This window comes from Azospirillum sp. TSO5 (assembly GCF_003116065.1).
GTDB lineage: Bacteria > Pseudomonadota > Alphaproteobacteria > Azospirillales > Azospirillaceae > Azospirillum.
This window is the reverse complement of sequence record NZ_LGQY01000104.1, coordinates 12970-24996: the sequence shown is the minus strand read 5'-3', so window position 1 is coordinate 24996 and position 12027 is coordinate 12970. Positions and strand designations below refer to the sequence as shown.

The following is a 12027-nucleotide window of genomic DNA, read 5'->3' as shown; positions in this document are numbered from 1 at the left end:
CCATGACCGAACAGATCGCTGTCTTATCGCCCGCCATAAGGGCCGACGGATTGACCAAGCGCTTCCCGGCTCCGGACGGACGGGACGTGACGGCGGTCGACTCCATCACCTTCACCGTGCCGCGCGGCAGCGTCACCGGCCTTCTCGGCGGCAACGGGGCGGGCAAGACGACGACCATCTCGATGCTGCTGGGGCTTTTGCTGCCGACGGCCGGGACGGTGGAGATCCTGGGCGTCGACATGGCGCGCCACCGGCATGCCGTGCTTCCGCGCATGAACTTCTCCTCCCCCTACGTCGAACTGCCCCATCGGCTGACGGTGCGGGAGAACCTTACCGTCTATGCCCACCTCTACGGTTTGACATGCGTCAAAAAGCGCGTCCAAGAATTGGCCGAGCATCTTGACCTGTCGCGTTTTCTCGATCGCCCGTCCGGCGGGCTGTCGGCGGGGCAGAAAACCCGCGTTGCCCTTGCGAAAGCTTTGCTCAACGACCCGGAGCTTCTGCTGCTGGACGAGCCGACCGCCTCGCTCGATCCCGACACCGCCGACTGGATCCGGACATATCTTGAGCGGTACCGCCTTCGCACCGGCGCCACCATCCTGCTCGCCTCCCACAACATGCTGGAGGTGGAGCGGCTGTGCGACGGCGTGCTGATGATGCGGCAAGGCCGGATCGTCGACCGCGGCGCCCCCTCCGCCCTGGTCGCCCGCTATGGCCGCCAGACGCTGGAGGAGGTCTTCCTCGACATCGCCCGCGCGTCCGGCGGCGTTGAATCCGATGGCCGCATCCTCACCGGGGAGGCCGCCGATGCAGCCGAATGAGGTGGCGATCCCGCGCGCCGACTTCTCGCTGCGCCGGGTCGGCGCCATGGTGCTGCGCTACTGGTATCTGCTGCGCGGGTCGTGGCCGCGCATTCTGGAACTGGCCTATTGGCCGACCATGCAGATGATCCTGTGGGGCTACATCAACCAGTTCATGGCCTCGACCAGCGGCGGCGGCAGCGGATGGGTGGCGCAGGGCGCCGGCGTGCTGGTCAGCGCGGTGCTGCTGTGGGACGTGCTGTTCCGCGGCCAGCTCGGCGTCTCCATCTCCTTTTTGGAAGAGATGTGGTCACGCAACCTCGGCCATCTGTTCGTCAGCCCCTTGCGCCCCGGCGAATGGGTGACAGCGCTGATGACCATGAGCCTGCTGCGCACCCTGATCGGCGTGCTTCCGGCGACGGCGCTGGCGATTCCCTTCTTCGGCTATTCGGTTTACGCGCTGGGTCTGCCGCTCGCCGCCTTCTTCGCCAACCTGATCGTGCTGGGCTGGTCGCTGGGGCTGCTGATCGTGGCGCTGATCCTGCGCTACGGCATGGGGGCGGAGGGGCTGGCCTGGATCGTCGTCTTCATGCTGGCCCCGGTCAGCGCGGTCTATTACCCGGTCTCGGTCCTGCCTGCCTGGCTCCAGCCGGTGTCGCTCGCCCTGCCGTCGGCCCATGTGTTCGAGGGCATGCGGGCGCTGGTGTTCGACGGCGTCCTGCGCTGGGACCATCTGGCCTGGGCGGTCGGGCTGAACGTGGTCTACATGGCGGGCGGCATCGCGGTGTTCCTCTATGCCTTCCATCAGGCGCGGGTGCGCGGGGCCTTGCTGCAAACCGGGGAATAGCGGGTAAAGTGTCCGCCCGCTTCCGTCAGCCGCATCGGAGACCGCCCCCATGACCGCCCACACCCGCAGCCCCGACCTGTTCGACCGGCTCGTCGCCGAGGCGCGGCCGGACTGGTCGGCCTATGTCGACCACGCCTTCGTGCGCGGGATGGGCGACGGGACGCTGCCGCAGGCGTGCTTCCGGCATTATCTGGTGCAGGATTACCTGTTCCTGATCCATTTCGCCCGCGCCTACGCGCTCGCCATCTACAAGGGCCGCGACCTGCGCGAGATGCGGGCGTCGCTGAACGGCCTGAAGGCGATACTCGACGTGGAGATGGACCTGCATGTCGGCCTGTGCGCCGGCTGGGGCCTGCCGGCCGCCGAGCTGGAACAGGCGGCGGAGGCCAAGGCGACGATGGCCTACACCCGCTATGTGCTGGAAACGGGCTTGCGCGGCGACCTGCTGGACCTGCATGTGGCGCTCAGCCCCTGCGTCATCGGCTATGCCGAGATCGGCCGCCGGCTGGCCGGGCTGCCCGGCGCGCTGGACGAGTCCAACCCCTACCGCGTCTGGATCGCGGAATATGCGGGGGAGGCCTATCAGGAGGTGGCGCAGGCGGCGCGGGAGAACCTCGACCGGCTGGCGGCGGACGGGATGACGGAGGCGCGCTTCCCCCGTCTGGCCACAATCTTCCGCCAAGCCTGCCGGCTGGAAGCCGATTTCTGGGAAATGGGCATGACCCTGGCGGGGTGAGTCCTCACCCCTGCTTGCCGGCCGCCGCCTTCTCCCGGTCCACCACCTCAATAATCCGCTGCAGCGCCTCGGTGGTCAGTGGCGAATCCATGGTCAGGCCGTCGCCGAACTTGCGAATGGCGCCGATGGCGCGCCGGCGGGCGATGAACTCGTCGTCGCCGGCCTCGAACGGCTCCACCACCGGACCCTTGTAGTAGCCGCCACGGAAGCTCCACTGGCGGCGCCCGTCGGCGCGCCATTCGCTGCCGTCGGACAGGACCATGCAGCGGCCGCCCTCTTTATAGCGCTCCACCGTTGCGATGGATTGCGGAATGGACTGGCCGCTGCGGATCGTCACGCGGTCGCCGACGCGGAAGCTGGCGGCAGTGAACATGCTGTCTCCCTGAATGGCGCACACCCCCGATGGGGCCGGAGCGCCGCAATATTCGTGAAGGCGCTGTTTTCCACCAGATGCCCCGGCAAATCCAGCACCAAGTCCGATCCCGACTCAGCCGGCCTTCTCGGCGGACAGGGGCGGGCCTGCCGGGGCGGAAGCCTTCTTCGTCAGCTGGGCGATGTAGATCCGGGCCAGCGACTTCAGGATCGGCGGCATCGCCGTCACCGCATCCTCGAAGCTGCGCTTGTCGATGACCTCGCAGATGCCGCCGGCGACCGCCACGGCGGTGACGTCGGGCTGGCGGCCCGTCAGCAGATAGATCTCGCCGAACAGGCGGCCGGGCCCGAGGGTCGCGATCTCGCCGCCCAGCGTGCCGCGGCCGGGGCGGAGCGCCACGCGGCCGGACTGGATCAGGTAGGCGGCGTTCACCGGCTCGTTGGGGCCGAAGAAGACATGCCCCTCGCGGATCATCCGGCGGTCGACCACCTTCTGGAAGGAGTTGGTGGAACGGAAATCCACCGCATTGCCGTACCGTTCGACCGCCGGCAGGCCATAGTCGCGGCGGATGGCGGCGATCAGGCTCTGCAGCAGGAACGACGCCAGCGGCGGACTGCGCTTCAGCAGCCCGCGGAAGGCCTCCCGCGTCACCTCGACGCACGCGACCTCGGTCAGCGAGCGCACGGTGGCGCTGCGCTCGCCATCGTCGATCAGCGCCATCTCGCCGACCACCGCCCCCTTGCCGACGACGCTCAGCCGCCGGGTGCCGCCGTCCGGCAGGGTCAGCAGCACCTCCAGCTCGCCGGATTCGATCAGCCACGCCCGGTCGGCGCGCTCGCCCTGCCGCATCATCACGATGCCGGCACCGATGGTGTAGCGCTTGGGGCCGATTGCTGCGGGCTGCGTCATGGAATGGCTCGGGACAGGCGGACGATCATCGCGGCACTCTACCCCAAGGCCACAGGATCGTCAGCCGCCGGTCTTCATCACCCCGCCGCGGTCGCGCGCCGGCCCGCTGCCATGGCCGAGGAACTGGCGCAGGAAGGCGACGACCTCCGGCGAATCCCACTCCACCGCCCCTTCGACGCGACCAAGCTCGCGCCCCTCCGGATCGACCAGGATGGTGGTGGGCAGGCCACGCAAGGACAGCACCTTCATCGATTCCGATCCGGGATCGAGGAACACCGTCAGATGCTCCACCCCCGTCTTCTTGTAGAAGGGCTCCACCGCCGTCCGCCCACCGCGGTCCAGCGACAGCGCCACCACCTGGAAGGCGTCGCCACCCAGCTGGGCCTGCAGGCGGTCGAGCGACGGCATCTCCTTGACGCAGGGCCCGCACCAGGTCGCCCACAGGTTCAGCAGGATCACCCGGTCCTTGAATTCGGCCAGATCGACGCGCCGCCCTTCGGCATCGACGAAGGACAGCGGCGGCATCGGCTTCGGCTCCGCCCCCTTGAACTTCTCCAGCTTGTCGGCGCCGGTGGAGGCGACCGGCGTGGCGGCATCCGCAGCGCCCAGCCGCACCACCTCGGGGGCGCCCGAGCCGGGGTTCGGCGCCGCGCCGGCGCTCCACCACAGGCCGGCCCCGGCCATGCACACACAAACCGTTGCGACGGCCGCCAAAGTCCGCATACTCACGCTTCCTCGCTCCCCTTCACCCGAATGCCCCGGTATCCGTCCCCATGAGCGCCGATCAGACCCCGCCGAATTCCGCCGCCCCCACGGGCTCTGCCGCACCCGCCGCCAGCCAGATGTGGGGCGGGCGATTCGCGCGCGGTCCCGCTGCCATCATGGAGAAGATCAACGCCTCCATCGGCTTCGACAAGCGGCTCGCCGACCAGGACATCGCCGGGTCGAAGGCCCATGCCGCGATGCTGGCCAAGCAGGGCATCATAACCCAGGCCGACGCCGATGCCATCATCGACGGCCTCGACCGCGTGAAAGCAGAGATTGACGCCGGCGCCTTCACCTTCAAGGTGGAGTTGGAGGACATCCACATGAATGTGGAGGCCCGGCTGGCCGAACTGATCGGCGAACCGGCCAAGCGCCTGCACACCGGCCGCTCGCGCAACGATCAGGTGGCGACCGACTTCAAGCTGTGGGTGCGCGACGCCATCGACCGCACCATCGCCGGCCTGACTGCCCTGCAGACCGCGCTGATCGATCTGGCGGAGCAGCACACCGGGACGGTGATGCCCGGCTTCACCCACCTGCAGGCGGCGCAGCCGATCAGCTTCGCCCATCACCTGCTGGCCTATGTCGAAATGTTCGGGCGCGACCGCAGCCGCTTCCGCGACGCCCGCTGCCGGCTGAACGAATGCCCGCTGGGCTCGGCGGCGCTGGCCGGCACCCCCTACCCCATCGACCGTTTCATGACGGCGGAAGCGCTGGGCTTCAACCGGCCGACCGCCAACTCGCTGGACGCGGTGTCCGACCGCGACTTCGCGCTGGAATACCTGTCGGCGGCGTCGATCTGCGCCATGCACCTGTCGCGCTTCGCCGAGGAGATCGTGATCTGGTGCTCGGCCCAGTTCCGCTTCATCAAGCTGACGGACGCCTTCACCACCGGCTCCTCCATCATGCCGCAGAAGAAGAACCCCGACGCGGCGGAGCTGGTGCGCGCCAAGGCCGGCCGCGTGATCGGCAGCCTGAACAGCCTGCTGATCGCCATGAAGGGCCTGCCGCTGGCCTATTCCAAGGACATGCAGGAAGACAAGGAGCCGGTGTTCGAGGCCGACGACACGCTGGCGCTCTGCATCGCCGCCATGGAAGGCATGGTGCGCGACATGCAACCGAACGTCCCGGCAATGCGCGAGGCGGCCGACCGCGGCTTCCTGAACGCCACCGACCTCGCCGACTGGCTGGTGCGGGAGCTGAACATGCCCTTCCGCGAGGCGCACCATGTCACCGGCCGTGCCGTGAAGGCGGCGGAGGACCGGCGCGTCGGCCTGACCGACCTGACGCTGGACGAACTGAAGGCCATCGAGCCGCGCATCACCGAAGCCGTCTACCCGGCGTTGAGCATCGAAGCGTCGCTGAACAGCCGCACCAGCTTCGGCGGCCCGGCCCCCGTCCGCGTGCAGGAGGCGGTGAAGGCCGCCCGGGAGCGTTTCCTGTGAACCGCAGCGTTACTTTGACCGTCGTCGCCCTGGCCGGCGCCCTGGCGCTGGCCGGCTGCGGCAAGAAGCCGAAATTCGTCGACAGCCCGGTTCCGGAGGGGCAGGTCGATCCCTTCCCGCGCACCTACCCCAACCCCTCACAGGACCCGAAGCCCGCCAAGCCGGCCGGTTCCGGAGTGCAGTTCCCATGAACGCCGCCCGCCCCGGTTCTCCCAACGGCTCGCCGATGAGCGTCTTCGCCTACCGCAACGGCGTGCTGCATGCCGAATCCGTGTCGCTGGAGGATGTGGCGCGGGAGGTGGGAACGCCCTTCTACCTCTATTCCACCGCGGCGCTGGAATCGCACTACAACGCCTATGCCGGCGCCTTCGCCGGCCAGGATGCCGGCGTCTGCTATGCGTTGAAGGCCAACTCCAACCTCGCCGTCATCCGCACCCTGGCGAAGCTGGGCGCCGGCGGCGACGTGGTGTCGGTGGGCGAGATGAAGCGGGCGCTGGCCGGCGGCATTCCGGCCGAGCGCATCGTCTTCTCCGGCGTCGGCAAGACCCGCTACGACCTGCGTGCCGCGCTTGAGGCCGGCATCCACCAGATCAACGTCGAATCGGTGCCGGAGCTGGAGGCGCTGAGCCAGATCGCCTCGTCCATGGGCGTGGAGGCTCCCATCGCCTTCCGCGTCAATCCGGACGTCGACGCCAAGACCCACGCCAAGATCGCCACCGGCAAGAAAGAGAACAAGTTCGGCATCGATTATGACCACGCGCGCGAGATCTACCGCCGCGCCGCGGCCCTGCCGGGCATCAAGCCGGTCGCCATCGCCGTCCATATCGGCTCGCAGCTGACCGACCTCGCCCCCTTCCGGGCGGCTTACGAGCGGGTCGCGGCCCTGCTGCACCAGCTGCGCGAGGACGGCCACGACATCCAGCGCCTGGACCTCGGCGGCGGCCTCGGCATCACCTACAAGAACGAGGCGCCGCCCGATCTCGCCGACTATGCCGCGATGGTGCGCTCGATCACCGGCAATCTCGGCTGCCGCATCACGCTGGAGCCGGGCCGCTCGCTGGTCGGCAACGCCGGCATCCTGGTCAGCCGCGTCATCTATGTGAAGCAGGGGCTGCACCGCCGCTTCGCCATCGTCGACGCAGCGATGAACGACCTGATCCGCCCGTCGCTGTACGACGCCTATCATGGCATCGTCCCGGTGGCGGAGCCGGCTGAGGGCGTCGCGCAGGAGCCGTACGACGTGGTCGGCCCGGTGTGCGAGAGCGGCGACACCTTCGCCGTGCAGCGCCCGCTGCCGCCGCTGGCCGACGATGACCTCGTCGCCTTCCTGTCGGCCGGCGCCTATGGCGCGGTGATGGCCTCGACCTACAACACCCGCCCGCTGGTGCCGGAGGTGCTGGTCAACGGCGACCGCTTCTCCGTCATCCGCCCCCGCCCGACGGTGGAGGAAATGCTGGCGGCCGAGCGCGTGCCTGATTGGCTTTAGAAAACGCTGGCTGTAACGGTCGGCGGCGCGAAGGGAGTATGCGGCTGGCCGCCGCGGTCGATGGCCCTAGGTCAGGCTCGACCGGTCCCCGCGATGGCGGTGGGCCGGTCCGACCATGACCAGCAAGGGGAGACATCACCATGGCGATGCGGCAATCGGATGCCGAATGGCGCGGCGACCTGAAATCGGGCAGCGGCAAGATGCGGCTGGGCAGCGGCGCCTTCGAAGGCAGCTACTCCTTTCCCTCGCGCTTCGAAAACGGCCAGGGCACCAATCCGGAGGAGTTGATCGCGGCGGCGCATGCCGGCTGCTTCTCCATGGCGCTGTCGGCCGGGCTCGCCCAAGTCGGACACACGCCGACCCGCGTCCACACCACCGCCAAGGTGCATCTGGAGAAGGCCGGCGCCGGTTTCGCCATCAGCCGGATCGAACTGGAGTGCGAAGCCGAAATCCCCGGCATCGACGAGGCCACCTTCCAGGAACAGGCGAACGGCGCCAAGGCCAACTGCCCGGTGTCGAAGGCGCTGGCCGGCACCCAGATCAGCCTGACCGCCAAGCTGGTCTGATCCGTCCGACAGGGGCGCCGCCCACCGCTGGGCGGCGCGTTCCCTGCACTCATGCCTGTAACGATAATAATAATCACTGCCAGCGAGCGACTTGCCGCGATGGCACTGGTCTTCCGTACCCGCCGCTCGGCCAAAGGGAAGATTGACCCCGCCGGTTCCCGCCACCCATAGTGCCGCGTTACGCGCACGGGAGCCCAATCTTCCGTCCGCCGATCCAATCAAGCGACGGCCAATGTCTTCCGCAGTTCTCCGCCTATTCGGTCCGATCCTGGTTTTTCTTGCCCTCGCGCTTTCGCTTGCGGCGGCCCCGGCTGCTGCTGCCGGGCAGACGGAGCAGGACCTTCCCGGGGAGCCGGTGGTGCTGGCGCTGGACGGCGAGTTCGGGCTGACCAACAGCACCTCGGCCGAATCCATCCAGCGCGGGATCCTGACCGCCATCGACGACATCAACCGCGGCGGCGGCGTTCTGGGCGGCCGGCCGCTGACGCTGATCACCCGCGAACACCGCTCGATCTCCGCCCGCGGCATCAAGAACATCCGGGAACTGGCCACCATCCCCGGACTGGTCGCCGTGTTCGGCGGCCGGTTCAGCCCGGTGGTGATCGAGGAGCTGCCGGTCCTGGAACAGACCCGCACCCTGTTCCTGGCCCCGTGGTCGTCAGCCGACGACATCGTCGACAACGGGATGGAGCCCAACTACATCTTCCGGCTGTCGTTGCGCGACAGCCTGGCGATGCCCTTCCTGCTGAAGCGCGCCACCGACCGCGGCCTGACCCATGTCGGGCTGCTGCTGACCAACACCGCCTGGGGACGGTCCAACCTGGAGGCCGCCAACAGCTACCTCGCCGGGCACAAGACGCCTGATCTGGTCGGCACCGCCTGGTACAACTGGCGCGACCGCTCGCTGATCGACAAGTATCAGGCGCTGGCCGATGCCGGCGCCCAGGCGATCCTGCTGGTCGCCAACGACGACGAGGCCGCCGTGCTGGTGCGCGAGGTCGCCGCCCTGCCGCCGCAGCGGCGGCTGCCGATCCTCAGCCATTGGGGCGTCACCGGCGGCGATTTCGTCGGACAGGCCGGACCGGCCCTGCAGGAGGTGGATTTCAGCGTGATCCAGACGGTCAGCCCCTTCCGCATCCCCAAGGACCGGCTGGCTCCGGTGCTGGAGACCGCCGGACGCCTGTTCGGCATCCACCGGCCGGAGGACATCGTGTCGCCGGTGGGCTTCCTGCACGCCTATGATCTGACCCGCATCCTGGCGCTGGCGATCGACCGCGCCGGCACCACCGACCGCGCCGCCGTGCGCGACGCGCTGGAACAGGTCGGCCCCTATCACGGGGTGACCCGCGACTACGACCGTCCCTTCGCCCCCGGCCGGCACGAGGCGCTGGGGCCGGACGACCTGCTGATGGCCCGCTTCCGCGCCGACGGCGTGCTGGTTCCGGTGGATTGAGAACACGGATGAGCGAACCCACTCCCACCGGCTCCACTCCCGACGGCACCATCCCCCGCGCCGCCCAGCGGATGCTGACCTCCGGACGGCTGGCCCGCCGCTTCGCGATGGTATCGCTGATGCTGGGCGTGCTGATCGCCATCCTGATCGGCGCCAGCCTGTATCTGGTGTCGAGCCGCCATCTGGCGCGCCAGCACCATGCCAATGTGGAGGCGAACGCCAGCCTCGCCGCCCGCCAGACCGAAGGACTGCTGAACACGCTGGTGACGACGGTGCGCGAACTGGCGGAAAACAGCGTGCTCGCCACCGCCCTGGTCGATTCCGCGGGGAAGGAAACCTACCTGATCCCCTTCCTGGGCAGCTTCAACCACATCGCCAGCATGCCGGTGGCGCTGGTCTTCACCGATTTCGAAGGAGAGCCGGTCGCCGACAACGGGCGTCATGCCGCTCCGCTGGCCATCGCGCCGGCCGACATGGTCTGGCTGCGCGCCGCCATCGCCGCCGGCAAGCCCGCCGCCCGGGTGGTGCAGCAAGGCGATACCAAGTTCCTGCTGGCGGCGGAGATGCTGATCTATTCCCGCACCACCTCGCCGGAAGGGGCGCTGCTCTACAAGGTGCCGCTCGACTCCCTGGTCCTGCATCCGGAGGCGGAGCTTCTCCACGGCAGCGGGCCGCCTCCGCCGGTGCCGGCCGACATGATGGCGGTGACGGTGCCGCTGACCGTGCCGGAACGGCTGGCGAAGCTTGGGTTGAAGCTGCGGCTGGAGGCGCCGGAAACGCCGACCACCGCGCTCCTGTCCTGGATGCTGCCGGCCTATGGTCTGGTGGCCGTTCTCGCCCTGCTGGCGATCTACATCGGCAGCCGCGCCGTCGGCAACCACATGACCCGGTCCCTGCGCGAGCTGGAACGGCTGGCCGGCGCCATCGCCACCGACGGCTTCACCGGACAGCGCGCCCGGGTGCGCGGCAATGACGAGGTTTCGGCCCTGGCGCGCGGCTTCAACGCCATGCTGGACCACATCGCGGCGATCCAGCGCGAGCGCGAGATGCGGGCGGCGGAGGAGATCACCATCCAGCGCACCCTGGCCGAGCGCGCTGAACAGGCCCGCGCCGAGGCGGAAAGCGCCCGCAACGAGGAGGAACGCTCGCGTCAGGAAGCGGTGATGGCGCTGATGGTGGCGGAGCGCGCCAACGCCGCCAAGACGCATTTCCTGGCGGCGGCCAGCCACGACCTGCGCCAGCCGGTGCAATCGCTGGTCCTGCTGACCTCCGCTCTGGCGATCCGGCTGGGCGACCACCCCGCGGCGTCGCTGGTCGGCAGCATCGAGGCGTCGATGGACGCGCTGTGCCGCCTGCTCGACGCCATCCTGGACATCTCCAAGCTGGATGCCGGCACGGTGTCCCCCAACATCCAGGCGGTGTCGCTCGGCACCATCTTCGCCCGGCTGGAGGGCGAATACCGGCTGCGCGCCGCGGAGAAGGGCGTCGCCTTCCGCAGCGTCCCCACCAACGTGACGCTGAACGCCGACCCGGCGCTGCTGGAACGGATCATCCGCAATCTGGTGGAGAACGCGCTGCGCTACACCGACCACGGCCGCATCCTGCTGGGCTGCCGCCATCGTCCGGGGGCCTTGCGCATCCAGGTCCACGATACCGGCATCGGCATCCCGCCCGAGCATCTGGAGCGGATCTTCCACGAATTCTACCAGATCTCCAACCCCACCCGCGACCGCGGCAAGGGGCTGGGGCTGGGGCTTGCCATCGTCGACCGGCTGGCGCGGCTGCTGGGCTACCGCGTGCATGTCGCGTCCCGGCCGAACAAGGGGTCCTGCTTCACGCTGGACATCCCCACCTCCGCCCTGCCGGCGGTCGCGGCGGCGTCCGGGGCGCCCGATGCGGAACAGGCGCCGGAGCCCGGACGCGGCACCGCCCTGGTGATCGACGACGATCCGCTGGTGCGCGAGGGGCTGACCCTGCTGATCGAGGATTTCGGCTGGCGCGCGACCGCGGCCGACAGCGCGGCCGATGCGCTCCGCCTGCTGCGGGACCAGCCGCGCCCGCCCGATCTGGTGATCGCCGATTACCGGCTGGAAGCGGGCGCCACCGGGCTGGAGGCACTCCGCGCGGTCGAAACCGCCCTGCGGGAGCGGGGATTCCCGGCCCCGGCCAGCGTCGTGCTGACCGGCGACACCGCGCCCGAACGCATCGCCGATGCCGAGGCCAGCGGCTACCGCATCCTGCACAAGCCGATCGCCGCCAAGGAGGTCGCGCAGTTGTTGAGCGATTCCCTGACGGATGCACCCACCGGCCGGCAGGAGGCCGGCGACCGGCGCAATTCGACCATCCTGCAGGACTGATCGCGCCGGTCCGCCCGCACCGGTGCGTCAGCCGCGACTGTAGGGACCGGCGGCGTTCACCTGCAGGGCGAGGCGCTCGATGAAGCGCACCGCCATCTCCTGACGCCGGATTACCGGTTCCGGCATTTCCTGTCGCAGATGGGCCGCGGCGGCGTCCTCGAGCACGCCCCGCGCCTCCTCGACCGTGAGGAGGCCCTTTTCGACCATGGCGATCACCAGCGATTCACAAATCGAGAGAGCGGCCATACCCGCCGCCTCTTCCTCCGACGTCATCATGCCCCCCGTTCGAT

13 protein-coding genes are annotated in these 12027 nt (G+C 69.1%); 9 read left to right on the top strand and 4 right to left on the bottom strand.

The features are described from left to right. Positions 1-2: 2 nt before the first annotated feature. The 3 genes from TSO5_RS23630 to tenA are packed head-to-tail and all read left to right on the top strand — an operon-like array spanning position 3 to position 2383. Positions 3-821: an ABC transporter ATP-binding protein gene (locus tag TSO5_RS23630; protein ID WP_109153919.1), complete on the top strand. Its 819-nt coding sequence runs from the start codon at positions 3-5 to the stop codon at positions 819-821. Then, entirely contained in the window at positions 808-1647 is an 840-nt protein-coding gene (locus TSO5_RS23625) for an ABC transporter permease (RefSeq protein WP_109153918.1), read from the top strand. The genes TSO5_RS23630 and TSO5_RS23625 overlap by 14 nt, the downstream gene beginning before the upstream one ends. A gap of 49 nt (positions 1648-1696) precedes the next feature. Further along, positions 1697-2383 carry a thiaminase II gene (gene tenA / locus TSO5_RS23620; protein WP_109153917.1) on the top strand — a complete coding sequence of 229 codons (687 nt, stop codon included), beginning with the start codon at positions 1697-1699 and terminating at the stop codon, positions 2381-2383. A gap of 4 nt (positions 2384-2387) precedes the next feature. On the opposite strand, the gene TSO5_RS23615 is transcribed toward tenA, so the two are convergent. The 3 genes from TSO5_RS23615 to TSO5_RS23605 form a co-directional block, all read right to left on the bottom strand. Beyond that, positions 2388-2756, bottom strand: coding sequence for a hypothetical protein (locus tag TSO5_RS23615; RefSeq protein WP_109153916.1), 369 nt, complete (start codon positions 2754-2756; stop codon positions 2388-2390). Positions 2757-2870: 114 nt separating this feature from the next. Beyond that, on the bottom strand, positions 2871-3665 hold the full coding sequence (locus tag TSO5_RS23610) for a cyclic nucleotide-binding domain-containing protein (protein ID WP_109153915.1): 795 nt from the start codon (positions 3663-3665) through the stop codon (positions 2871-2873). 60 nt (positions 3666-3725) lie between these two features. Then, on the bottom strand, positions 3726-4349 hold the full coding sequence (locus TSO5_RS23605) for a TlpA disulfide reductase family protein (RefSeq protein WP_247870928.1): 624 nt from the start codon (positions 4347-4349) through the stop codon (positions 3726-3728). A gap of 89 nt (positions 4350-4438) precedes the next feature. Between TSO5_RS23605 and argH the strand changes: the two genes are divergently transcribed. From argH to TSO5_RS23575, 6 genes are all read left to right on the top strand, one after another. Next, positions 4439-5875, top strand: a complete 1437-nt coding sequence (gene argH, locus TSO5_RS23600) for an argininosuccinate lyase (protein ID WP_109153913.1) — start codon at positions 4439-4441, stop codon at positions 5873-5875. Further along, positions 5872-6066, top strand: a complete 195-nt coding sequence (locus TSO5_RS23595) for a hypothetical protein (protein ID WP_109153912.1) — start codon at positions 5872-5874, stop codon at positions 6064-6066. The genes argH and TSO5_RS23595 overlap by 4 nt, the downstream gene beginning before the upstream one ends. Before the next feature lie 35 nt (positions 6067-6101). After that, positions 6102-7361 carry a diaminopimelate decarboxylase gene (lysA, locus tag TSO5_RS23590; RefSeq protein WP_109153955.1) on the top strand — a complete coding sequence of 420 codons (1260 nt, stop codon included), beginning with the start codon at positions 6102-6104 and terminating at the stop codon, positions 7359-7361. Positions 7362-7501: 140 nt separating this feature from the next. Continuing rightward, the gene (locus TSO5_RS23585; protein WP_109153911.1) at positions 7502-7927 is read left to right on the top strand and encodes an OsmC family protein; all 426 of its coding nucleotides are present in this window, start codon (positions 7502-7504) and stop codon (positions 7925-7927) included. Between the two features lie 358 nt (positions 7928-8285). Then, complete coding sequence (locus TSO5_RS23580) at positions 8286-9380, top strand: ABC transporter substrate-binding protein (protein WP_247870927.1); 1095 nt, start codon at positions 8286-8288, stop codon at positions 9378-9380. 8 nt (positions 9381-9388) lie between these two features. Further along, entirely contained in the window at positions 9389-11737 is a 2349-nt protein-coding gene (locus TSO5_RS23575) for an ATP-binding protein (RefSeq protein ID WP_109153909.1), read from the top strand. A 27-nt stretch (positions 11738-11764) separates the two neighbouring features. Here TSO5_RS23575 and TSO5_RS23570 read toward each other — a convergent pair whose 3' ends face one another. Further along, the gene (locus TSO5_RS23570) at positions 11765-12013 is read right to left on the bottom strand and encodes a hypothetical protein (RefSeq protein WP_109153908.1); all 249 of its coding nucleotides are present in this window, start codon (positions 12011-12013) and stop codon (positions 11765-11767) included. Between the last annotated feature and the right edge of the window lie 14 nt (positions 12014-12027).